The organism is Candidatus Fokinia solitaria, from assembly GCF_003072485.1.
GTDB lineage: Bacteria > Pseudomonadota > Alphaproteobacteria > Rickettsiales > Midichloriaceae > Fokinia > Fokinia solitaria.
Map to the genome: position 1 here is coordinate 755,101 of NZ_CP025989.1, position 23,605 is coordinate 778,705.

General features: G+C 35.7%; 22 protein-coding genes. 11 read left to right on the forward strand and 11 right to left on the reverse strand.

Going from position 1 to position 23,605, the window contains the following annotated elements; all coding sequences use genetic code 11:
* Positions 1–8 precede the first annotated feature (8 nt).
* Entirely contained in the window at positions 9–1,358 is a 1,350-nt protein-coding gene (locus tag Fsol_RS03350; RefSeq protein ID WP_145958136.1) for a hypothetical protein, read from the forward strand.
* Positions 1,359–1,511: 153 nt separating this feature from the next.
* Here Fsol_RS03350 and fusA read toward each other — a convergent pair whose 3' ends face one another.
* The 5 genes from fusA to Fsol_RS03375 are packed head-to-tail and all read right to left on the reverse strand — an operon-like array spanning position 1,512 to position 6,276.
* The gene (gene fusA, locus Fsol_RS03355; RefSeq protein ID WP_108673470.1) at positions 1,512–3,611 is read right to left on the reverse strand and encodes an elongation factor G; all 2,100 of its coding nucleotides are present in this window, start codon (positions 3,609–3,611) and stop codon (positions 1,512–1,514) included.
* A 41-nt stretch (positions 3,612–3,652) separates the two neighbouring features.
* On the reverse strand, positions 3,653–4,126 hold the full coding sequence (gene rpsG, locus Fsol_RS03360) for a 30S ribosomal protein S7 (protein WP_108673471.1): 474 nt from the start codon (positions 4,124–4,126) through the stop codon (positions 3,653–3,655).
* A gap of 27 nt (positions 4,127–4,153) precedes the next feature.
* Positions 4,154–4,531, reverse strand: a complete 378-nt coding sequence (rpsL, locus tag Fsol_RS03365; RefSeq protein ID WP_108673472.1) for a 30S ribosomal protein S12 — start codon at positions 4,529–4,531, stop codon at positions 4,154–4,156.
* A 9-nt stretch (positions 4,532–4,540) separates the two neighbouring features.
* Positions 4,541–5,032 (reverse strand): hypothetical protein, encoded by a 492-nt coding sequence (locus Fsol_RS03370; RefSeq protein WP_108673473.1) that lies wholly within the window; start codon positions 5,030–5,032, stop codon positions 4,541–4,543.
* A 41-nt stretch (positions 5,033–5,073) separates the two neighbouring features.
* The gene (locus Fsol_RS03375) at positions 5,074–6,276 is read right to left on the reverse strand and encodes a cation:dicarboxylate symporter family transporter (RefSeq protein WP_233485212.1); all 1,203 of its coding nucleotides are present in this window, start codon (positions 6,274–6,276) and stop codon (positions 5,074–5,076) included.
* A gap of 106 nt (positions 6,277–6,382) precedes the next feature.
* Between Fsol_RS03375 and cutA the strand changes: the two genes are divergently transcribed.
* From cutA to lnt, 3 genes are read left to right on the forward strand one after another with little or no spacing between them, the layout of a single operon-like run.
* On the forward strand, positions 6,383–6,715 hold the full coding sequence (gene cutA / locus Fsol_RS03380) for a divalent-cation tolerance protein CutA (protein WP_108673475.1): 333 nt from the start codon (positions 6,383–6,385) through the stop codon (positions 6,713–6,715).
* Positions 6,716–6,736: 21 nt separating this feature from the next.
* Positions 6,737–7,345 carry a recombination mediator RecR gene (gene recR / locus Fsol_RS03385; protein WP_108673476.1) on the forward strand — a complete coding sequence of 203 codons (609 nt, stop codon included), beginning with the start codon at positions 6,737–6,739 and terminating at the stop codon, positions 7,343–7,345.
* A 4-nt stretch (positions 7,346–7,349) separates the two neighbouring features.
* The gene (gene lnt, locus Fsol_RS03390) at positions 7,350–8,957 is read left to right on the forward strand and encodes an apolipoprotein N-acyltransferase (protein WP_108673477.1); all 1,608 of its coding nucleotides are present in this window, start codon (positions 7,350–7,352) and stop codon (positions 8,955–8,957) included.
* Here lnt and Fsol_RS03395 read toward each other — a convergent pair.
* From Fsol_RS03395 to pdxY, 3 genes are all read right to left on the reverse strand, one after another.
* Complete coding sequence (locus Fsol_RS03395; RefSeq protein WP_108673478.1) at positions 8,920–10,014, reverse strand: RluA family pseudouridine synthase; 1,095 nt, start codon at positions 10,012–10,014, stop codon at positions 8,920–8,922. The two genes, lnt and Fsol_RS03395, sit on opposite strands and share 38 nt — an antisense overlap.
* Positions 10,015–10,017: 3 nt before the next feature.
* Positions 10,018–11,589, reverse strand: a complete 1,572-nt coding sequence (locus Fsol_RS03400; protein ID WP_108673479.1) for a glutamate--tRNA ligase — start codon at positions 11,587–11,589, stop codon at positions 10,018–10,020.
* Between the two features lie 62 nt (positions 11,590–11,651).
* Positions 11,652–12,530 (reverse strand): pyridoxal kinase, encoded by an 879-nt coding sequence (gene pdxY / locus Fsol_RS03405; RefSeq protein ID WP_158521646.1) that lies wholly within the window; start codon positions 12,528–12,530, stop codon positions 11,652–11,654.
* 72 nt (positions 12,531–12,602) lie between these two features.
* Here pdxY and Fsol_RS03410 point away from each other — a divergent pair, with 72 nt between their 5' ends.
* Genes Fsol_RS03410 through Fsol_RS03420 form a run of 3 tightly spaced genes read left to right on the forward strand, consistent with a single transcriptional unit; the run spans position 12,603 to position 16,194 of the window.
* Positions 12,603–13,751 (forward strand): cation:dicarboxylate symporter family transporter, encoded by a 1,149-nt coding sequence (locus tag Fsol_RS03410; RefSeq protein ID WP_108673481.1) that lies wholly within the window; start codon positions 12,603–12,605, stop codon positions 13,749–13,751.
* Positions 13,733–14,410, forward strand: a complete 678-nt coding sequence (dnaQ, locus tag Fsol_RS03415; RefSeq protein ID WP_108673482.1) for a DNA polymerase III subunit epsilon — start codon at positions 13,733–13,735, stop codon at positions 14,408–14,410. Before Fsol_RS03410 ends, dnaQ begins: the two co-directional genes overlap by 19 nt.
* A 47-nt stretch (positions 14,411–14,457) precedes the next feature.
* Complete coding sequence (locus tag Fsol_RS03420; RefSeq protein WP_233485213.1) at positions 14,458–16,194, forward strand: M24 family metallopeptidase; 1,737 nt, start codon at positions 14,458–14,460, stop codon at positions 16,192–16,194.
* Here Fsol_RS03420 and Fsol_RS03425 read toward each other — a convergent pair.
* Positions 16,191–16,667 (reverse strand): ClpXP protease specificity-enhancing factor SspB, encoded by a 477-nt coding sequence (locus tag Fsol_RS03425; RefSeq protein WP_108673484.1) that lies wholly within the window; start codon positions 16,665–16,667, stop codon positions 16,191–16,193. The genes Fsol_RS03420 and Fsol_RS03425 overlap by 4 nt on opposite strands.
* Positions 16,668–16,852: 185 nt before the next feature.
* Here Fsol_RS03425 and Fsol_RS03430 point away from each other — a divergent pair, with 185 nt between their 5' ends.
* Both Fsol_RS03430 and mnmE read left to right on the forward strand, forming a co-directional pair.
* On the forward strand, positions 16,853–17,557 hold the full coding sequence (locus tag Fsol_RS03430) for a ComF family protein (RefSeq protein ID WP_158521647.1): 705 nt from the start codon (positions 16,853–16,855) through the stop codon (positions 17,555–17,557).
* Positions 17,558–17,572: 15 nt separating this feature from the next.
* The gene (gene mnmE, locus Fsol_RS03435) at positions 17,573–18,964 is read left to right on the forward strand and encodes a tRNA uridine-5-carboxymethylaminomethyl(34) synthesis GTPase MnmE (protein ID WP_108673486.1); all 1,392 of its coding nucleotides are present in this window, start codon (positions 17,573–17,575) and stop codon (positions 18,962–18,964) included.
* Between the two features lie 43 nt (positions 18,965–19,007).
* Here mnmE and Fsol_RS03440 read toward each other — a convergent pair whose 3' ends face one another.
* Together Fsol_RS03440 and yajC are read right to left on the reverse strand one after the other, a co-directional pair.
* Positions 19,008–19,610 carry an ATP-dependent Clp protease proteolytic subunit gene (locus Fsol_RS03440; RefSeq protein WP_108673487.1) on the reverse strand — a complete coding sequence of 201 codons (603 nt, stop codon included), beginning with the start codon at positions 19,608–19,610 and terminating at the stop codon, positions 19,008–19,010.
* Positions 19,611–19,767: 157 nt separating this feature from the next.
* On the reverse strand, positions 19,768–20,172 hold the full coding sequence (gene yajC, locus Fsol_RS03445) for a preprotein translocase subunit YajC (protein WP_108673488.1): 405 nt from the start codon (positions 20,170–20,172) through the stop codon (positions 19,768–19,770).
* Positions 20,173–20,308: 136 nt separating this feature from the next.
* On the opposite strand from yajC, the gene pheT reads away from it, so the two are divergent.
* Both pheT and Fsol_RS03455 read left to right on the forward strand, forming a co-directional pair.
* Positions 20,309–22,801, forward strand: a complete 2,493-nt coding sequence (gene pheT, locus Fsol_RS03450) for a phenylalanine--tRNA ligase subunit beta (RefSeq protein WP_108673489.1) — start codon at positions 20,309–20,311, stop codon at positions 22,799–22,801.
* Positions 22,802–22,859: 58 nt separating this feature from the next.
* Positions 22,860–23,519, forward strand: coding sequence for an O-methyltransferase (locus tag Fsol_RS03455; protein WP_108673490.1), 660 nt, complete (start codon positions 22,860–22,862; stop codon positions 23,517–23,519).
* Positions 23,520–23,605: the final 86 nt, after the last annotated feature.

The window sequence follows — 23,605 nt, forward strand, 5'->3', positions numbered from 1 at the left end:
AGAAAGCTATGGCATTGAATAGAAATAGAGAAAATATCGGAAGAGGCAATGATGGCATCAATGCGAACATGCTGTCATTTATAGGTAATCTCTTTATAGGAGTAATTGGTACAAGTATAGTATCATTAATAGGAAATAGCATGCGTAGTCTCGGCAAAGCAGAAGTAGGATGCGTGAACAAAGTGGAAGAGTACTTTAAGAGAATATGCAAGAAGGATGAGCTGCAGAATTTAGAGAATAAGAGGGAGAAAAGAGATGATAAAGTGGAGAAGGTAGTGCAAGAAGTGGCGAAGGAAGAAGAGCCGGTAGTGCAAGAAGGTAAAGAGAGAATAGTAGAGGAAGAGAAGAGGAGAGAAAGATGGGAAGGATTAAGTGAGGAGCAGAAGAAGGAAATGGAGAAGCTGCAGCTCTCAGAAGAGAAGATAAAGAACATTATAGAGACGCGGCAAAAAAAGATTGATACATATCAGATCAAAGATTACGACGACAAGATGATGTTCATTCGGGAAAGATTAGCTAATGAATCATCTCGATATAACTTACTAGTGAATCAGATAAAACAGAAGAAGTTGCTAGGGGAGTTAGATTCTATTCTGGAAATGGAAAAACAAAAGAATGAGAGAGAGTATGAGCAATGGGTAATAACAGAAGAGAGAAACCGTGATCAGCTGAAACATGTACAAGAGCAGGAATTGCCAAAGTTTATAATCACTGAAAACGATAGAAGAGCAATTGTGTGGAAAGAAGCATCGGAAAAGCTTCTTCAAGCAAGTGTAATAGCAGCTCAAGCGTGGCAAATGGAATTAAAAGGAGATGTAGGAGGCGCTACTGCACTTCGAAAACAGTATCATTCTCCTCTCATGGAGGATGCTTATAAGATCAGCATGAAATTACACTCTCTATACAGTATTGCACCGTTTGCTCCTGCTAGATTAGAAGATAAAGATGTTGTGATGAAAGGAGGTACGAGAACAGATTACAGGACTTATACCTCTCCTAATAATCCAAATGTGTTATTCACTCACAGTTCAAAGAAGTTTTATAATGCATTTAAGGACGTTATACATAAGATACATTTCTGTAAACCTATGAAAGTAGGAGACTTCAATTCTTCTATATTCGAAGGTGATAGAAAAAAGGAAATAATGGTCGCTCCTATGTGTACTTCTCCTCATTGTTGTCCAGGAACATCAGAGTTAACTCCTAGAGAGTTTTTCGTCGCAGATGATCATTACAACAATGCCGATGTATTTACCCTCTCTACCAATGATATGTTATACACTACATACGACGGTGTAGTTCATCACAATGGCGGCATCGATTCCTCCATACTTCATACAGATAGCGTTATATCTTAGTTCGTCCTCGCTTCCAAGTACAATACACGTATTTGGAAGCTTTCCATCTTACTTCTTCTTAGCTCCTCGATACGTTCTTATATTACCGCCACACTTCACCCTTCATCTTACTTCCGAAGAAAAAGAGATAAAGCAACGAATAATACTTCTTACCTATACTCCTTTTTCTTTGTTGATTATAGCATCACTCACTGCCTGTGGTACGAACTCATACGAATCAAATACCATCGTATAATTTGCCCTCCCCTGTGTAGCCGATCTCAAAACACTCACAAAGCCGAACATACTTCCAAGCGGCACTTTTCCAGTAATCACCTTACCGCTATAATTATCTTCAATCTCTGTGATCTTTCCTCGTCTACTATTCAATAATCCCATCACATCACCCATAAAATCGACAGGAGTTACTACCTCGACTTTCATTATAGGTTCTAACAGCTTTGGACATGCTTTCATCATGCCTTCTCTAAAAGCCGCTTTTGCAGCTATTTCGAATGCTAAAGCACTAGAATCTACATCATGATACGCGCCATCAGTAAGCACCGCACGAAAGTCCTGCAACTTATATCCTGCAAGCACTCCATTCTCTGCTGCATCGTATATACCGTGCTCAATTGCAGGAATATATTCTTTAGGAATGGCACCTCCAACAATCTTATTCTCAAATTTTATCCCTGTCTCTCCGTCTTCTAATGGTGCAAATGTAATGATAACACGTGCAAACTGTCCAGCACCACCCGTCTGCTTCTTATGTAAATAATCTACAGTATAACTTTTAGTAATTGCTTCGCGATAAGCAACTTGAGGTTCTCCATGTCTTACTTCTAATCCGAATTCTCTCTTCATTCTATCAAGAATAATATCAAGATGTAACTCTCCCATACCCGCTAACACGGTCTGCCCTGTCTCATGATTGACCTCAATTCTCAAACTCGGATCTTCATTACTGAGTTTATTGATGACCAAGCTCATCTTTTCTTGATCTCCTTTATTTTTTGGCTCTATGGATATCTTTATTACACTTTCCGGTACTTCGATCTTTTCCAAGATCACTTTAGTGCCAGTTTTAGAACACAATGTATTACCAGTACTGGTATTTTTGAGACCAGCAAGCGCTACTATATCTCCTGCTTTAGCACTTTTTATATCCTCTCTTTCATTCGCATGCATCAGCAATATTCTACCAACTCTTTCATCAGAATCCTTAGAAGTATTAGTCAATGCAACACCACTCTCGATAGAACCACAATATATTCTCACAAAGGTAATTGAACCGACGAATTTATCATTCATTATCTTAAATGCAAGCGCTACAGTTTGCTCTTTGTCTGAATGAGAAAACTCAATTTCCTCACCTTTTGCGACAGTTAATGCTTTAATAGGAGGTAAATCCAAAGGACTCGGAAGATAATCAACGACGGCATCTAGTATCATTTGAACTCCCTTATTTTTAAAAGCACTTCCGCAAAAAACTGGAAATATTGCACACTTAATTGTCGCATGGCGTATACATTTCTTTATCTCTTGAGAAGTAATTTCCTGTCCATTCAAATACTTTTCAAAACACTTTTCGTCATACTCTACAGCACTTTCTATAATTAAATTTCGAAACTTCTTTGCTTCTTCTAGCATATGATCTGGAATCGGAATTTCTTCAAATTTTGCACCATTATCATCACCTGTCCAACGAAATCCCTTAAATTCTACTAAATCTACTATACCTACAAATTGATCTTCCGTTCCTATAGGAAGTTGCATAAGCACTGTCTTTACTCCAAATCTATCCTTCATCATATCAATACAGCGCATAAGATTCGCGCCTATTCTATCCATTTTATTTACGAAGCATATTCTCGCCACATTATGCTTATTCGCTTGCCTCCAAACAGTTTCTGATTGAGGTTCGACACCACTTACAGCGTCGAAGACGGCTATTGCACCATCCAAAACACGCATAGATCTCTCTACCTCGATAGTAAAATCCACATGTCCAGGCGTATCTATGATGTTAATTCTATAATCAAGATTGTTCATTCTCCAAAAGCATGTAGTCGCTGCTGAAGTTATAGTAATTCCTCTTTCTTGCTCTTGCACCATCCAGTCCATAGTCGCGCTTCCATCATGCACTTCGCCGATAGAGTGAGACTTTCCAGTATAGTAAAGTATCCTCTCGGTAGTTGTGGTTTTTCCAGCATCGATATGCGCTGCTATACCTATATTTCTATACCTTTCAGATGGGACGTTAGCACTCATTATAATAAAAAATTAAAACTCTTGTAGTCTCTTAGAAACGACTACCACTTTAAATGAGCAAAAGCTCTATTAGCTTCAGCCATTTTATGTACTTCTTCACGTTTTTTCAATACAGTACCACGAGATTCTACAATTTCAGTAAAACATGCTGCAAGCGATGCTGCCATTCCGCCTCTTTTTCTATTATTTCTAGCCTCATTAATAATCCATCTCATTGCAAGCGCAACACCACGACGCAAACTAACTTCATGAGGCACTTGATACGTAGCACCACCTACTCTTTTAGAGCGCACTTCTACCAAAGGTCTAGATTTCTCTATACACTCCGAGAACATCGTTAATGGCTGTATCTTCTTCGATTCTGCCACTTCTTCTATTGCTTTGTAAGTGATAAACTGCGCTTTTGCTTTCAAGCCGTCATGCATCATATAATTGATGAATCTCTGAACTACAGAATCAGAATATCTGTGGTCTTTTGATATCTGTCTAATCTTTGCACGAGAACGTCTTGACATAATAATGAGAAAATCTATTAAAAAAAATTAACCTTTAGGACGTTTTGCACCGTACCTGGAGCGAGATTGCATCCTACTCTTCACACCTTGCGTATCCAATGTACCACGCTCTACATGATACCGTACTCCGGGAAGATCTGGTACACGTCCTCCTCTCACAAGTACTACAGAGTGCTCTTGTAAATTGTGCCCTATACCGCCTATATAAGCTATTACCTCAAAGCCTGTAGTAAGGCGCACACGCGCTACCTTACGTAACGCAGAGTTAGGTTTCTTTGGAGTGGTAGTATACACCTTTGTACAAACGCCTCGTCTCTGAGAACATCCGCACAAAGCTGGCACCTTAGACTTCCTTCTCTTATCCACTCTTCCTTTGTTCTTTATAAGCTGATTAATCGTTGGCATAATACTTATTTACTTTCGTATATTGTCCTTTTTCAAAACGACACCGCTACCAAAGTCCCAATTTTGCTTATCTTTATAAAACATTGGTATGACGTGTAGTTTACCGTCAAGAAAAAATATCCTCTTAAATAGGTAATACATCATTACAGTGAATGTCAAGCCTAAAATACTGGTAAATAGCATTATAAGCACGCTATTTGCGATCTTATAAGCAATGATCGACATAAAGATAAATGCAAGTCCTGCAGCAAAAGCTAAATAATTCATGACTTGAATTACAATACTCGATCTGTATGAATACACTCTATCAAGTTCTTTTTGTCTTTGCACATTTTGCAGAATCATTTGTGCGAGTATTCTTGATATACCAGGGCAGACTTCTTCGTAACTTTCCAAAAGCGCCGGAGATGGAAAAGCGCCAAGATTAAGCCTCTTTATCTCATATACTATTCTATCTATGTCCTTGGCATTACATTTGCTATCGCGATATGTTTTTCTCATTTTTTTCTATCTTTATTTATCTACTAATATGCTACTGATAATTAATATTCACTAACTGCCTTACGCTTCTTTATTAGGGAAAATACTTTATCTAAGTACAGTATAAAAATGTTATTTGCAAAAACACTACACGCAGTAATCAAAGGATCTAGTACTATATATAGCATAGTAATCATCATGCTTAGTGTTTCATCAAAACAAAGATAATGCTCTAGTACTGGTATCATCACAATAATAGTACCGCCAGGCACTCCTGCGCCAGAAAACTTCGTTAAAACAAACCATACAGTGAAAAGCATATAACTGAAACACGATGGCATTATAGCGCCATTTGCTGATAATATTGCAATAGCTAAAAGCGGTATGAATACAGCATCTCCAACCATATGAGTAGTAACAGTTGCATTAGCAGAAGCGATGCACAATTCCTTATTACGAGTGCCATTTTCTACATTTCTTATTGTAAATGGCAAAGCGGCTAGACTAGACATTGTACAAAATGCAGTTATCGCGGGCATAATCGTACCTGCTAGATTTTTCTTCCAGTTTCTTAATGAGTTCAATAATAAGGTACCTCCAAACATGACAAGCAAATAACAAGTAATACTGATACCACTTACTACAAGAAATTTTCCACTAAAACGCACCAAATTATAAAATGTTTTTTCATATACCAATTTCATAACGAATCCACCGACGAACAGCGGTAATAACTGAAAAAATACGTTACGCAAAAAGAATAAACATGCTTTCCCCATGTAAGTAATTACTCGAACAATAAGAGTATTTAAAATGATATACCATTTTCTTTTTATACTTAATTTTCCGAAACAGACGCATAAAATACTTAATAAAAAAGCAGTGCCATTGGAGATAGTACACATCATAGGTACTATAAATGCCGGTCTTAAAGATTCGTTACTCGATATTTCTTGCAATACATCACCAGCACTAGAGGTAAAAAATGAATACCCTATAACACCGGAAAACGTTACTGCCAAGAAGTTGGATGTCACTATAGCAAGCAATATTATAAAAATAAAAGTAATGCTTTCAGCGGCTATTTTGGAAAAAGCTTTGTAAATGGAAGAAAATATCACAAAAGGTATCGTACTCATTAAGATATTTTTAAGAGTCATACTAATACCAAGCAACGTCTCTTTCCAACTTAGAGGGATCGTGCTTTCATATACCGTTATCGCGACACACAACAGGATAGTTGCAAAAATCGGAAAAAACTTCAAAAACAACATATGGCAAATATCATATAAAACATTATGATGAATATTCTAGATAATCTAAATTTCTAAAGCACTGTAGTCTATCTGCTTTTTGAATCTATTTTTCAATATGATATCCATTATTTATACTACCTTTCAAACAACACATGATGCAAAAGAGATTGCAATGAAGATATTGCATGAAAAACTTGCCTTCTGCGTTAATCTAATACCAGGTGCTCAGTCTTTTTATCTCTCTGAAGGTAAAATGCAAAATATTGAAGAAGTAGTACTTCTTATAAAAACCGTAGAGAAATGCGAGGACAATCTTATGAAATTCATTTCCGTACATCATCCTTATGACATTCCATTTATAGCGAAAATAGCATCAATCCCTAAAGATAAGTGCAATGATTTATACGTAAATTGGCTTCAAACATCAGAACAACATAACTTCTCTTAATTTGTATCAATTACTATAACGATGAAAGCAACACATCCATTTAATGAGACCATCGCCCTTATGCGAAGATTACCAACATTCGGTAATAGATCTGCGCAAAGAGTACTTTTACATCTCACAGAAAACAAAAAGCTACTCAAAGAAATGATTTCTGCACTGCACATCATAGATGAGAACGCGCAAAGATGTGATATATGCTGCAATATTGATGTAGAAAATCCATGTTATATATGCAGAGATGAACGGAGAAGTGATGCGATAATATGCATAGTACAGGACGTTAATGCTCTCTGGGCTATGGAAAAAGCACACGCTTTTAAAGGAAAGTACCATGTCTTAGGAGGATTATTATCGGCAATTAATAACGTTACTCCTGCATCATTACCGATAGAACAATTGCTTCATAGAATCGCTGATAAATCGGTAAAAGAGATAATAATTGGTATAGGTGCAACACTAGATGGACAGGTCACTTCGCATTATATATCGAATACTATAAGTAAGAATAATCAGGATATTAAAATATCGAAAATCGCATTCGGCATACCAATGGGAGGAGACTTGGATTATATGGATGAAAGTACTTTGAAAGTAGCATTGGAAATGCGCACAAACATAACATCGGTATAAATATATGAGAAATAGAATAAATTACATAAGATATATAATATGCTTTACTGCTGGCATATTACTGATACTCGGATTTGCACCATACTATTCTCTTACAAGTACTCCATTAAGTTTTTTCACGCTCTTTTGCTGCGTTTATTTTTACGATCGAAGCTGCATCGAGGCATTTAAAAGTGGCTTCTTTTTCAACTTAGGATATCTATACATCAGTCTATCGTGGATAAAAGAACCGCCATTCTTAGCAATACCGGAACAAAAATTGATATGCTATTTACTTGCTGCCGGATTATTTACAATAGCTATTCCTGCATTAGCCTTATTTCAAGGGCTATGTACCGCTACCTTTTACTATTTTGAGAGACGTGTAACGAAAGATTCTAAACAAATAACAATTAGCGCGATAGCAACATTCAGCCTTCTATCAGTAGCGTTTGAAGATCTCAGACACTTTATTTGCGTAAAATTTCCGTGGAATCCGATTAGTCATACTCTACTAGGTAATAGACTTCTTAGACAATTTCTCTCATCGGTAGGAAGTTGGGGAAGTGGATTATTAGTGATATTTTTCTCAATTTTTATACCAGCTTTGCTTTTCGGCTTGCTTAATAAAAAAGAGAGTAAAGCATGCATGCTCATAATAGGATTGCTAATTTCATCACTCTTATTGAATCATGCAGGTATATCGCAATATGAAGAAAATCATACTAATTTACTTCAAAATGCTAAGATCCACATTATACAACTAAATAATCGTAAAGGCGTTAATGTATCAAATTATGAGTTATTGTATAAATTCAATAGCGCAATACACGCGGCACTGAAAAATAATACCGACAATCATAATATTGTTATTTTCTCTGAAAGCGCTTTCCCTTTCTTGCTATCGAAAGATACACCATTTCTAGAATGTATGGAATATCTGCAAAATAAATTCGATCTAATAGTTGGTGCAGATACGTATATAAAATACCAAAAAGATCAGCATATACGGTATATGCATTACAATTCTATGATATATGCAAATCATTTAGGCAGAATCAAAACAATATATGATAAGCGCACTCTTGTGCCATTTGGAGAGTATAATCCGCTAAAATTCATGCTACAGTCCGTATATCCTCTTGTATCCATAAACATTGAAGAATACACAGTAGGCACTAGCAGTAGTCGAATCGTTATGGAAAGAGGTAATATAAGAGTCGCACCGTATATATGTTATGAAATCATTTTTGATCGCTACTACCTCAATAATACTAAAGGAGATGAAGACGTCATATTAAACATCACAAACGACATATGGTGTTCTGGCACTATCGGAATGCAACAACATTTTTCACATGCAATAGCTAGAGCTTTAGAATATGGAAAATCTGTAATCAGAGTATCCAATAATGGCATTAGCGGCATTATCAATCCGCTAGGAGACGTAATAAAAGAAACTGAAATAGATAAAGAATGCACAATTTCTACCGATTTTATACCACCTACAAGAGATACTTTATATCCACAAATCGCATACCTTCTCAGAATAAGCTTATATACTCTTTTAGCACTTAGATTGCTTACATATTCTTCTAAAATTCGCTATACGATGGCGAAATTGTACAAGTAGCTAGTTTTAGCATATCGTCTCTTAGTTGCGCTTTTATTATCAAGTGTTGATGAGTAATCGGATGTACGAAAGATATCGCTTTTGAGTGTAAAAGCTGTCTTCTTACTCTTGTTAATTCATTGATCGTCTCATCTATTATTTCTGTAGCATTCATATCACTCATATCACTTTTATTCGCGCACTTCTGTAGTTTCATAATAAGGTGCTTTATACATCTCTCCTTTGAGTATATGAGATCTCCTATAATAGGATGTCCATGCTCACTCATATGCACTCTAATTTGATGCGTACGACCCGTTTCTAATTCACATTCAATCGCACTCAGTACATCAAATATACTTCCTAATAGCCGATAATTTGTAACAGCGTATTTTCCACTTTCATCATCTGTACTTTTCATCTTTACACTACTTGCACATCTATCTTTCGCAATATAACTCGTAAGTTTCATTACTGGAGGAATCGGCATACCATGAACAAAACATATGTACTTTCTCCTTACTTCTTTATTCTGTATTTTATCGGAAATTTTATTATGAAATACTTCTGTCTTGGCAATAAGCATTACTCCGCTTGTATCTTTATCCAAGCGATGCACTATACCTGCACGAAAAGACTCATTAAAAGATAATTGCAAATCTGCAACATGAGATAATATATCAGTTAGAGTAATAAGCTTGGAAGTTCCAGCACCATGATGCACTACAAGGTTAGCTGGTTTATCTATAGCAAGAAAATGTTCATCTTCATAAAGCAGCCGTATATCATATTCTGCAAAAACATCATTTATACTTTTCTTTGCAGTGACTATATTTGCAGCGTAATCTTTTGCCGTAAAAGAAATTTGTATTACATCGTTTTTTCTAACTCTGTAAGATGATTTGAGAATGACGCTCTCATTACATGATACACATCCATATGCAATTAGATTCTGTACTGAATTTCTCGAATAGAGAACATTATCATATGCCGAAAGTGCTTCAATATTGTGAAATATAAATGTATCAATCCTCTCTCCAACACTGTCGTCATCCACACATAATCTACATACACTCATCTACTAAATCGATTCAAGCTTATATTGCACTCTTTGCTTACCAAGCGCTACAAGGATCTTCCATACTTCAGGGCCAACTTCTCTTCCTATTAAAGCATGTCTGAACGCTTTGAAAAACTTCATTTTATCCAAACCTACAGCATCTTTTAACTCATGTGTGAATACTTTTGCTTTCTCCTCATCAAAAGACTCATACTTCTGCATTAATGCCAATGCTTTATCCGCGAATTCTTTATCGATAGAAGATAGTTGTGATTCTGCACTTCCATACAGCGCTACTAGCCATTCATATACATCCGGAAATGTATTAACTTCTTCTCTCACAATTCTCCATAGCATATCATTATCACTCTCTACTTTTTCAACTAAAGCATGATTCTGTACACTTCTTTCAATACCATTTTTCATACACATATCATGATATTCTCGGAAAGCTTGTATAAAAACATCATTACTCATGTTGCGAAATAAAGCAGCATTTAGAGATATAAGATTACTTTTGTCATAACAAACATTACTTTTATTATAACATTCTATACCAAAATCATTAATCAACTCATTCAATGACATAGAAGTATCTATCGTCATTGAAGTATTAATCTTTGCTAAGAAACTATTTATAGCCATCGGATGAATGCCATCCTCTCTTAAACCTTTTATATCAAATCCTCCAAGACGTTTCGAAATCTCAGCATCATGTCCATAAAATAATGAAAGATGTGCAAAAACTGGAATATCTTTGTTTTTTCTTCCGTCATTGAAAGACTGAAAGTCTTCTTGCGGTCTATACCTACAATCTACTTCTTTGAATTTCGATAAACTACCTTCTTGCTGCTTCAGTAAGCAAAACTTTCTATGCTTCAACATCACGTCATCGGTAATTCTGCTCTCTTCTTTCCTTTCAATCGCACCTAATGCCTTAAACAACAGTATTTGAAAAGCGGTATTGGTCAGATGATCTTCTCCTCTAATGATATGAGTCACTCCATAATCGTAGTCGTCTACGACTGATGCAAAATTATATAGCGGGTGCTGATCTGCAGTCATCACTATTGGATCACTCAAAGAATTACTAGGAACGGAAATTTCACCTTTTATTTCATCCATCCAGGTGATTTCGATATCATCTGGTATCTTGAAACGAAAGTAACATTTTCTACCAGCAGCTTCAAATTCACTTCTCTGTTCATCAGTGAGATACAGCGATTCTCTATCGTAGATTGGTGGCTTCTTCTCTATTAAATTTCTCTCTTTCTTAGCCTGTAACTCACTCTTAGTTTCATAACACTTGTACAGGAAGCCACTTGCATACAACATCTGCACAACTTCTTGATATCTACTTCTCCGCGAAGTCTGAGTAAATTTATAATCCCAATCTATGCCAAGCCAAGACAAATCAGTAATTATTTGTTCAGTATAACGCTCCTCTGAGCGAGTAACGTCCAAATCATCAATCCTTAGCAACATATACCCCTTATGCGAACGCGCAAACAGCCAGGTAATTAGCGCAGCACGCGCATTTCCAACATGTATGTAGCCCGTTGGAGACGGTGCAAATCTTACAACTACTGCCACTAGAAATGAATCTCAAACAAAAAGTATTTACCTATCATGATAGCACCATCATTTTTCATGTTCTACATCTTTTTCACCACAAACTTATTACTCTTCCGCATCATTCCAATTTTCTCCTGACAGCCAATAATATCTAATTCCCCTCTTTTCTTTTGAAAGGTATTTTCTGTAATTTCAAAAATACTATTTGTAGCATTTTCTAGCGCAGCTACTGCGTCTTTCGTGGTAATATAATGACTTGAAAATAAAGCCATGAAAACATCACCAAATCCACCTGGTACGCGCATATTGTGCATTGCGAAATCATACGACTTGGTAGTGATCACAAAATACTCACTACCATTAAACATAAGATTTGATAATTCGTTACCTACATCATGTAAAATGCTTTTTATTATCACTAATCTTCGACTATCTCTACTTTTCATTCCATTATACAAACGCACAGCAGCTTTCTTCGCGTCTTCCATATTTTCTATCTTCATTTCTGACAGCAATTCAGCTTCAAATTGATTAGGAGTAATTACATCGGCATATTTTAAAACATTCTTTTTAAAGAAGCTTACAACATCATCTTTAACAAATACTCCTCTTCCGACATCTCCCATTACTGGATCCATAAATACAGGTATTTTCAATGAATTCTCTGCGGATTTTTCTATCATTTCAAGCAAGGCGTTGCCATTCATTTCAGAACCGATATACCCTGATACAACAGCATCGATATTTTGCCAAAATCCCATCGTCCATAAACCATCTAAAACAGTTTTTATATCTTCATGAGAAACGATTTTACCGAATGATTTTCCATAGCCAGTATGATTAGTAAAATATACCGTATGTACTATAATTGTCTCCAAGAAATATCTTTGGAAAATGAAGGTAGCAGCGCTATTACCTGCATACCCGTAACAGACGTGCGATTGAAACGACAATATCATGTGCATTTATATAATTTAAATTTTTATAAAAATAGTATAACCTGCCTCGTCTATAGTTAGTAACAAAGTATAATGAATAGAATATTTCAGCTAATCTTTTTCCTCACAATTATTTTTATAGTATTGGATGACGGAAAGCATATGTCGATACATCTCAAAGAGATGTTATATACGATCAGCATAAATGCAAAAGAGATTATATTATTTGTATTACCATTTGGAGTAATCACCCTTTTTGTCAAAAATACTGCAAAAATAGGTATGAATATGACAAGGCTTGTAGCGCTTACAATAGCATTCATTATATTATCAAACACTCTCAATACGCTTGCAGCATACATCTTCAAAGGCATGATAAACACCACATTCATAGCTACAACGAATATTGGTAATGCTGAAAAATTGAATGTTCTTTATCGTATGACGTTACCAAGATTTATTCCTATAAGCTTAACGATAGTACTCGGCATCGTTATAGGAATATTTGTCAAAAATAGAGGTGGTGATAAAATAATAGAACGATTAGATATCGCTTTAAAAGGCTTTTTCATCTTTATAAGATGTATGATCCCTCCTTACGTAATAGGCGCAATATCACAATTACAACATGATGGATTACTTACCACACTTTCGGCAAACTTTCCTAACGCAATAGTATTTCTACTCATTACGTACGGTATATATTTGTCTGCGATAAGCGTGATATGTTTTAGAGATCCTGACGAACTGTTTCAATTCATAGGTAAAGTAATACCAATTGCGCTACTTGGAGGAATAAGCATGTGCAGCATGATAACATTACCAGCGTTACTACAAACTCTCAAAAAGAAGTACAACGCTTGCAATATTGCTGAAATAGCCACTCCAATAAGTATTAATAATCATCTTGTAGGAGATTGTATTACAATACCAATTATCAGTTTTATAGTAGGGAAAATGTATGGATTTCCACCAATAGATCTTTACTCATACATCGTTTTTACCATTTATTTCGTCATAACAAAATTCTCAGTATTGGCAATACCAGGCGGCGGTATCATAGTAATGTTACCAATTCTTCAGCATTGCTTCGGATATGGAGAGAGAGAACTCTCAACTATCACAGCGTTATACATATTGCTAGATTGTCTCATTACTTTCATTAATGTATTTGCTAATGCGATGTTTATGGTATTTTTAAATAGAATTGTTATAAGAACGGGTTGGAAAGAATTGCAGTGAGAGAAATAGTATTGGATGTCGAAACTTCAGGTCTAAATCCGGAGAATGGCGATAAGATAATAGAGATTGCATGCATCGAAGTTTTAGATCGTAAAACTATTGGGCAATCCTTTCATACGTATGTTAATCCTAACGTTACAATATCGGAGGAAGCTTTTAGAATTCATGGTATTTCAGCCGAATTTCTGAAACAGTACAAGGAATTTTCGAAGATCGCAGACGAATTTTTAGCTTTCATAGAAGATTCCGTACTAGTAATCCATAATGCAAAATTCGACATCAAATTTTTGAATCATGAACTTGGGCAGATGCCGAATAAAGTGCAATTGTCTTACGACAGAGTAATAGACACACTACAAATCGCACGCGCAAAGTACCCCGGGGCGCAAAACTCCTTAGATGCTTTATGTAAAAGATTCTCCATCTCGCTAGATGAAAGAGAAAAGCATGGCGCTCTTATAGACGTCACTCTCTTAGCACGTGTTTTTATGAACATGATGGCGCCAACGCAAAATGAAATTTTTCTTACGAGAACAGTGCGTCCGGAAACATCTATTGATGCATATAACGTAACAGAAATTGCTCTTTCAGAAGAAGAAAAGCAAAAACATATCGCTTTAATAGAAAAATTGAACTTAAATCTTTGGCAAATAAAATAATTCTCATACTCAATATGGAAAACTTTCTATCTTCGTTCAGAAAAAAAATGCAACATCATTGTGTTGATTGTGCAATTATTACAAATAAGAAGGACGACGTTTTTTCATCCGCACAAAGCTATATCCTACCGTATATTGTTTCTCATACCATAAATTTTCAATCTTCGAATTATATTCTTCTTGTTACACAGAAAGAACTTATCGTAATGGTAGATGGAAGATATCTATCGTATGCGGAAAAACACTTTCAACATCTATCGCACGTAATAGTACGCAGTATAATGACATCTTCTCTTTTTGAGACGCTGAATTTATTACTACTTCAAGACCAGGCTATAGTATGGTACGACGATCATAATACTACTATCAATGAACTTTTCTCTTATCAGAATTTTTCTAAATTCGAATTTGTAGCAATACCAGATAATGTATTACGCGCCTTTGAACACAGAGATCAATTTAAAAAAGACATACTTTTACTGAATAACAAAGCAGATATCAGAATTGCACAAATACGAAGCGTGAAAAATGCAAAGCTTATTTCATCTACAGAATCTGTATCATGGCTACTAGGCATTAGAGATACCGAGAATGGATATAGCATGGCATTAAACGGCATACTGTTAGTAATGCCTGCCGAATATGACAAAAAAGATATCCTCTTTCAAAACAATAATACAACTGACATTTTCAATATCTTGTATGATATCAAACATATATCAGAGTTACCGCAAAGCATTATCACTTTAGCGGAAAATAATATTAAAATAGAAATAGAATATCGCTCTCTCTCCACTAACTTGTACAACAAATTCGCCACTATAACACATAACGCCGAATATTCTGAAATCTTTCTCGATACTATCGATGCTTCAAGAAAACTAAAGGCGATAAAAACGCAGGAAGAATTAGAAAATATAAAAATAGCACATCAAAATGATGCTATAGCGTTTGACAAGTTTTTCGAGTTTGTCAGCACTTTCAATGGTAGCAATGCTACTATCGAAGAAGACTTTTCGAACGCTCTTCATAAATACAAATCCGCACAACAACACTACATTAAAGAAAGCTTTTCAACGATCTCAGCACTTAATGAAAATGCTGCAATGCCTCATTATAATCACAAATTTTCCTCTGATATTTCTCCTTCTAGCACTGCTTATAATAATCAGTATAATCTGTATCTCATAGATGCAGGCTCTCAATATACGTGCGGCACTACCGATGTAACACGTACTATATTAGTGCAATCTACTAATGGAAAATTCTCTGAAAGCGATTTGATAGAAGTAAAGAAACATTTCACTCTCGTACTAAAATCTCACATCATGCTTGCAAGCGCTATTTTTCCTAAAGGTACTACTGGCGCGCAGTTAGACTCATTAGCACGATATCATGTATGGCAGCAGCATCTTGATTATCAACATTCTACCGGGCATGGCGTTGGCTTCGCTTTAAATGTACACGAAGGGCCGTACTACATATCGTCAAACTGCAATGAAGCTATTACAGAAAACACAATACTATCGATAGAGCCAGCACTGTACTTTCCGCAAAAGTATGGAATCAGAATAGAGAATCTCTACTATGTGAAAAAGTGCGCATCTCTATCTACAACTGAAAAGAGCATGCTACAAGAACAGATACATGATTCTTATATGTGTTTTATCCCTCTTACCATAATACCATTCGATGCGACTCTCATAGAATACTCGATGCTTCATGAAAACGAAATTGCCTGGCTTGAAAGATACAACAAATTCATCAATTTGATGAAAATTTAACGTGTTTTGATGAAAATATTCCTCGCATCTAATATGGCTACTCCATCGCTATCGGTAAATCGATTCAAAACACTTGTATCTATATCGCTTTGGTAATTAGCTGGTCTTTTATCGATGCTTCTTAGCGCTTCAAAATCAACGCTAATACCGGCAATAACATCTTCGAATCGTTTCAAAGCTGCTAGTGGAATAACTACATGCTCCGTTAATTCATCAAATGCAGCAGTTACGGAAAGTTTTTCATGAGAGACTTTAAAATCCTTGCATGGCGGCTGTAATGTAACTTGCACTTCATATGGATATCTCTCTCTCAAAACAGACGATACTACTACACCACGATGATAAGTATCACATGTAAGATGAATGCAAAAATCTAAAGCACTTTCTTTCTCCTCTATCATTCTCAATGCATCAGTAATCATAAGCCGTACTATACTCGGATATAACTTACCGTACTCAAGTTTTTTCTTCATTGTCTCTTTTTTTATATAACAAGCTTATCATAAGCATAAAAATCTCAGCATTGCAATTTCCTCATACATTACCATACTTCGATCGGTACTAAAATTTTAAAGCTGAAGTATTAGTCATCAAAATGTTTTACCCTCTGCTGAGAATAATACGATTTCTTTCGACTTTCATCAGTCAACCATCGTGCATGTGCTGTAAAACTGAAGTACTAGAGTATGATACTTTATGCGCTGATTGTTGGAATAACGTCCATTTTATATGGAATTCACATTGTGAGTATTGCGGAGAGATCACAGAATATAATAGTCCATCTTACTGTTTATGCGAGAAGCAACACTTAAAACAAAATAACAAAGAAGAGGTATTCATTCCATTTGAAGAGTTATATGAAAACAGAGAGAGATATACAGTAATATGCATTACTTTATATACTCACGTTGTAATTAATCTGATGATGTCATTTAAGAACAATGCGCAATACTTCATTCATCGCATGCTTTCTAGGATATTTCTCATACATAGAGAAAGATTTGAGATGACTTCATTAGTAGTGCCAGTACCGATGCATAGCAGCGCAATTCGTCAGAGAGGATATAATCATGCAGCTGTAATGGCAAAGGATATTAGTTTATCCATCAAAAAGCCGTATTTAGCTAATATTCTTATAAAGCAATATAATAAAATACAGAAAAATCTATCAGAAAAAGAGAGAGTGGAAAATGTAAAAAGTGCTTTCACAATCAACAAGAAGTTATTACATCGCATAAAAAATGAACATGTGCTGTTAATAGATGATGTCATGACAACCGGCGCTACAATGCAACAATGCACAAGCTTACTATTAAACAATGGCGCATCTTTTGTTACAATTCTGTCGTTTGCTAAAACATAGTAATATGATTGTATAATGGATGATACAATTTACGGACTTTCTACCCCATTTGGAAAGTCAGGCATTGCTATTATTAGAATTACTGGAGAACGTGCTATCGAAGCAATAAAATTACTTCAATGTACTGTGAGTTCAACTGCTAGAGTACTTTTTCGAACAAAGCTCTTTTCACAATTTGACGGTGCACAACTCGATGACTGTATGTGCGTGTATTTTTTAGCGCCTAATACATTTACAGGAGAGGATGTAGTAGAATTTCACGTACATGGCAGTGTAGCGGTTATTAATGGAATTCTTGAAGAATTAGGGAAAATACCCTTTTTAAGAGAAGCTGAAAGAGGCGAATTCACGAAACGCGCCTTTAAAAACGGTAAAATGTCATTATCGGATGTAGAGGCATTATCCGAGCTTCTGCAAGCAGAAACAAGCATGCAGCGACGTACGATACTGGCACAAATGTCAGGTAAATTACATAAGACATATAAACGATGGCGTGCCGCAGTCATAGAGTGTATGTATAAGATGGAAGCACTAATAGATTTTTCTTCAGAAGAAGTACCGGAAGAAGCGCTAATGTCCGTAGAACATGCAATTTTCAGCTTACGAAATGATATGCAAGCACATTATATGCGTAGTAATGAATGTCGTGCTATATTCGAAGGAATAAAAGTAATTGTGATCGGAGTACCGAATGTAGGAAAATCTTCCATCATCAATCTTATTACTGATGAAGATATCGCTATAGTTTCTGATATTTCAGGTACAACTAGAGATATCATCTCTGCATCAAAAGAAATTAACGGCATAAAATACACATTTTATGATACAGCAGGACTTAGAGACGGAAGCTTGGATATTATCGAAAATCTTGGCATGCATCGAGCAGTAGAGTGCGTAACATCGGCAAACATAGTACTTATCGTCATAGATACAACTGCTGACATTACAGACCAATATCAACAAATAGAATCTAAGATATCTTTAGAAAAGATAGAATTTTTACAGAAAGTAGTACTTCTATATAATAAAAGCGACTTATCTTGTACTCAAGAATACAACACAGATATAATCGAAGCGATAAAAGCACGCGTAAAGAATCATGTGGAAGTGCATGCTATCACGTTTTCTGCTAAAACTGCTACAAAAGTGCATACATTAGTGAGTCTCCTCGAGAAAACGTACATTGAATACGATGAACTCACTCTTACAAGCAATCTCCGTCAGCTGAATATTATAAAAAACACCCTTGCAAAAATAGAAGAATACATAACTCTTCAAAATGCATACCTTGACATCAAGGCACACGTAATAAGAGAGATTGCGCAATCTCTCGCGTTATTAATCGGCGAAGTAGACGTAGAGGAAATACTTGACAACATATTCAGCAATTTCTGCATAGGAAAATAACAGAATAGCGAAAGTCTCATCACTCGCTTCTCTCAGAAAGCAATTACAAGAGAAGTCCGCTTTTACTTTCCAACACTTTATCTACTATGTTGAATTTCATAGATTCGTCCGCTGACATAAAATTATCTCTTTCCATTGCATTGAACAAAACTTTTTCACTATGTCCAGTATGTTTCGCATATAGCTGAATCAAAAGCTTTTTTATTTTTGCCATTTCAGCAGCATGAATCTGTATATCTGTAGCTTGTCCTCTATAGCCTCCTAACGGCTGATGTATCATAATTCTTGAATTTTTTAATGCATACCGTTTTCCTGGCGCACCTCCAGCTAATAACATCGAACCCATAGAACAAGCTTGCCCTATACATACTGTCATCACATCTGACGTAATGAATTGCATTGTATCATATATAGCCATACCTGCCGTCACTACACCACCAGGAGAATTGATATACATCGATATAGGCTTATCAGATGCTTCAGATTCTAAAAACAGCAATTGCGCAACTATAACAGAAGCCATGTGATCTTCAATCTGCCCGTTTACAAATACTACTCTATCTCTTAGTAATCTTGAGTAAATATCAAAAGCTCTTTCACTTCTGCCTGATTTTTCTATAACGATCGGTACAAGAGTATTTTCCATACTAAATATGCAATTTTCTCAATATCTTAGAGAGTAATCAAAAATACATCACGATACAATACAAAGGAGTATAAATCGCTGTTTAAAGCGAAAATTTGATACATACTGTCTATGAATAGAGGGGGCAAAACGCTATATAAGACAGAATTATGTAAAACTACTTATTATTATTCGTTCTAAATCTTGGCTTTCTTCTAGTAAATTCTCCTTCTTTCTTTACAGCGATCTTCGCTTTATCGCGTTGTTCAACTTTCACAGTCTGATCATTCTTGTAAGATTCATCATCAGTAATAATATGCGTTACTGACTCTGCAATCGCCCCTACTACAACATCTCTCGCTATTTCAATCATTAAAAACTTCTCTCCCTCTCTTCTCAGAAAAACGCCTCTAATACCATTTGCAAATATCACACCAGTACCTTGCTTCATTTCATTTACCGCTTTTTGATGTTCTTTTGCCTTCTTCTGTTGCGGTCTCACAATGAACAACCAAAACATCAATATTATAATTACCAAAGGGCCGAGATTCACTAAAATCGTCGTCAATTCATTCGATGACATAATCTTATTGCACTTATACTATAAAGCTTCCATAACTGCGGAAGATTATACCATATTGGTAATTATTGCAATTGTGTTCTGCAAAAGCTAAGTATTACGATATCAGCACTTAGTAAATGTAAACTTCGAGACTACCATGCTGTTGACATTGAATTGGTTAAAGAAGTATGGAGATCTTCTCGTACAACACGATGAATTAATAGATCGGCTAAGCCGCATCGGATTCGAGTGTGAAATACGAGAGGAGTATAAAAGATTGTACGATAACTTTGTTGTAGGAGAAGTCATTGAATGCACAAGGCATCACAATGCTGAAAGCTTAGCAATATGCTCAGTTCTCACTTCACGAAATGAACCGCCAAAGCAAATCGTTTGCGGCGCAAGTAATGTTAGAAAAGGCAAAGTGATCGTCGCTAAAATAGGCGCAGTCATCTCCGCTGATTTCACTATTACAGAAAGGGTAATTCGAGGCGTAGAAAGTAGTGGCATGTTATGCAGTATAGAAGAACTCGGTATTCCTCAATTTGCCTTTGAGACGAAAGTGCAAATGGAAGATAGCATCGATGGTATTGTGATAGTCAATGATCATATTGACATAGGCACACCGCTAGTAAAGTTACTTGATATCGACGATGTATTGATAGAGATTTCGGTACTGCCAAATAGACGAAGCGATTGTTTGAGTATGATCGGTTTACTAAGAGAGATGAATACTGCAGGATTAATCAAATTACACGATGAATATCAAAAAGTATCCTCTTATTTTGGAATTGATGACATAGTCGAAGCGAATGAGATATCAAAAATTCACGAAGTCGATAGAGAGACGTGCAAAAGTTTTACCGTAATATCATTAAAGAATGGCGTAATACCTCAAGGAAGCTTCAAAATACATGACATAAGATTGCTTATGTTTTGCATGAAAGCAGCTACTGATAATCCAATCGTCGATGTAGGAAACTTCTTCATGATGGAAAGCGGCATTCCGATACACATGTATGATGCAGCAACAATATCAGGGAAAATTTCCGTAAAAAAAATCGAAAAGCCTCAAAGATTCAAAGCTTTAAACGGCAAAGAGTACGATGCTATCGACTGCATCATAACGGATGAAAATAAAATTATTGCACTTCCTGGCATCATAGGAGTAGATAGTACAAAGGTCACATCTAATACTTGTAATATTCTTGTGGAAATTGCAGAATTTGCACCTTCTGTCGTACAAAAAATTGCTAATTCAACAGGTATAACAAGTGACGCATCTTTGCGCTTCATTGGAAAAAAAGCCTGCTATGAATATCAAGATAATGAAGAAAGTGTTTTTCGAAAATCTGCTATCAATCAGTTTGTAAACTTTCTCAAAAAAGAGTTTCACTTCTCCGTAGAAGGAATGCAAAGCGTAGAATATAAAACGCACGAATCTCCTAAAAAGACGATCTCATTTTCACTTACAGAGATTGAAAGTATCACGGGAGTAAAATTATCTAAAAAGACAATTTTCGATATTCTTAATCCGCTTGGTTTTCACATAAAAAATGTTAAGGAGGACGAATTTGAACTACTCGTACCGTACTATAGAGTAAGTGATATTTCACATGTTGAGGATGTAGTTGAAGAGATAGTTAGATTTCTGAATTTAGATAATATCTCAGGGAAATTCGAAGGTATTAACGTACAATTAACTTCTGAGTATCTCGCTGCAACTACGAATAATAATGAAGAAACAGTAAGAAAAACATTACTCGCACGCGGTCTGAATGAAGCTATCACGTGGAGCTTTATAAGCAAAGAAATAAGTGAGTTTTTTTATAATAATGATCCACTCGAAATACTGAATCCTATTAATAAGGACTTTGCCATAATGCGGCATAATATTCCATCTAGCATGCTGAGCATGATAGTGAAAAATCTTAGCAGAGATAACAAGAATATGTCACTCTTCGAAATAGGAAACGTTTTTGAACAAAAACAAGAATGTAAAATGATCAGTGGCATGAGAATTGGCGGTAATTCTCATAGAAAGTATGATTTTTTCGATATAAGAGATGATATAATGGCAGTCATCGGTAAATTCATGAATCTTGCGCAGTCCTTATTAAAAGACGGCGATATGCTGCATTATAACTGCGAGGTACGCAATACAGGCGCGCCACAATACTATCATCCTTACCAAAGCGCAGCGATAGTAAAAGATTCTATCATAATCGGGTACTGCGGTGCATTACATCCAACGATAGCAGAACAATATGAGATCGATGTCGACATATTTCTATTTGAAATCTTCTACGAAAAATTATGCAATTTGCAAACTAATACTATAAGCGATAAAAAGAATTTTTCAGAATTTCAGAAAGCAACAAGAGACTTATCTCTTGGAGTTACTTCTATGATAGAATCTGCTTTCGTAGTGCAGAAATTACATTCCTTTTGTAAGAACTTCAGCATTATCAAGGAGATAAAATTGTTTGACATATATCAATCACAAATGTCGGATATCAAATATTTTGGTATAAAATTTGAATTGCAGAAAGATGACGGTACACTCTCTACTGAAGAAATTGACTCCGTTCTTGGAGAAATTATCGCCTTTTCAAAAGATCAATTTTCAGCAGAAATAAGAGGATTATAGTAAATAATCAATCACAACTTTACTATGGAATACTACAAGCTAATTTCATGATGTTTTCATGTCAAAAATCAGATCGTCTTCGTCATCTCAGTACGAATATATCTCAAAGTTTATTCAAAACGTTTCAGAAGATCATTTCGAGGAAATTAGAAACTCAGCGCCTACTGAACTTCAACATATGCAAATTACAGCCGTAGAAGGCTCTATACTGCGATGGCTAATCGCAACACAGCAACCAACTTTTGCACTAGAAATTGGCACATTCGTTGGATATTCCACCGCATGGTTAGCAGCAGGTATGCAACATGGTAGTACTCTGATTTCCGTGGAAAAATCACATGAGAGACTTGCAATCGCTAAGAATAATCTTGAGAAGTACAATTTTAAGTGCGAGGTAAAGTTATACCTAAACGATGGTAAATCTAAAGAAGAAAGAGATATCAATCTTCAAAAACTTCTAGCAGAGTTTGGAGTTAATTTCGGCTTTGTATTCTGCGATGGTGCTAAATCAGAGTATATGCACTGCTTTCAAACTACGTCGAAATACTTGAAAAAAGGCGGACTATTCGTAGCGGATAATGTTACATCATTTCACTCTAACACCTCTAATGTTGGAAATGCTATAGATGCTTTCAACTCACATGTTTGTACTAACGACGCATTCGACACAACTATTATTCCAACTTGTGATGGATTGATGATTGCTAGAAAAAAATAAGCTGGTACCACGTGCTACTTTTTGGCAATTAAGAAAATTTTATTTAATATGGACACAAATGGAAACATTTCTATACTGAGAAAGTG

Coding starts and splice junctions, on each gene's coding strand:
- Fsol_RS03420 (WP_233485213.1), top strand. CDS start 14,458: ATGCAACATCATTGTGTTGATTGTGCAATTATTACAAATAAGAAGGAC.
- Fsol_RS03410 (WP_108673481.1), top strand. CDS start 12,603: ATGAATAGAATATTTCAGCTAATCTTTTTCCTCACAATTATTTTTATA.
- Fsol_RS03455 (WP_108673490.1), top strand. CDS start 22,860: ATGTCAAAAATCAGATCGTCTTCGTCATCTCAGTACGAATATATCTCA.
- Fsol_RS03370 (WP_108673473.1), bottom strand. CDS start 5,032: ATGAGAAAAACATATCGCGATAGCAAATGTAATGCCAAGGACATAGAT.
- Fsol_RS03440 (WP_108673487.1), bottom strand. CDS start 19,610: ATGGAAAATACTCTTGTACCGATCGTTATAGAAAAATCAGGCAGAAGT.
- mnmE (WP_108673486.1), top strand. CDS start 17,573: ATGGATGATACAATTTACGGACTTTCTACCCCATTTGGAAAGTCAGGC.
- pheT (WP_108673489.1), top strand. CDS start 20,309: ATGCTGTTGACATTGAATTGGTTAAAGAAGTATGGAGATCTTCTCGTA.
- Fsol_RS03425 (WP_108673484.1), bottom strand. CDS start 16,667: ATGAAGAAAAAACTTGAGTACGGTAAGTTATATCCGAGTATAGTACGG.
- cutA (WP_108673475.1), top strand. CDS start 6,383: ATGATATCCATTATTTATACTACCTTTCAAACAACACATGATGCAAAA.
- rpsL (WP_108673472.1), bottom strand. CDS start 4,531: ATGCCAACGATTAATCAGCTTATAAAGAACAAAGGAAGAGTGGATAAG.
- pdxY (WP_158521646.1), bottom strand. CDS start 12,530: ATGATATTGTCGTTTCAATCGCACGTCTGTTACGGGTATGCAGGTAAT.
- fusA (WP_108673470.1), bottom strand. CDS start 3,611: ATGAGTGCTAACGTCCCATCTGAAAGGTATAGAAATATAGGTATAGCA.
- Fsol_RS03430 (WP_158521647.1), top strand. CDS start 16,853: ATGTGCTGTAAAACTGAAGTACTAGAGTATGATACTTTATGCGCTGAT.
- Fsol_RS03350 (WP_145958136.1), top strand. CDS start 9: ATGGCATTGAATAGAAATAGAGAAAATATCGGAAGAGGCAATGATGGC.
- rpsG (WP_108673471.1), bottom strand. CDS start 4,126: ATGTCAAGACGTTCTCGTGCAAAGATTAGACAGATATCAAAAGACCAC.
- Fsol_RS03395 (WP_108673478.1), bottom strand. CDS start 10,014: ATGAGTGTATGTAGATTATGTGTGGATGACGACAGTGTTGGAGAGAGG.
- lnt (WP_108673477.1), top strand. CDS start 7,350: ATGAGAAATAGAATAAATTACATAAGATATATAATATGCTTTACTGCT.
- yajC (WP_108673488.1), bottom strand. CDS start 20,172: ATGTCATCGAATGAATTGACGACGATTTTAGTGAATCTCGGCCCTTTG.
- recR (WP_108673476.1), top strand. CDS start 6,737: ATGAAAGCAACACATCCATTTAATGAGACCATCGCCCTTATGCGAAGA.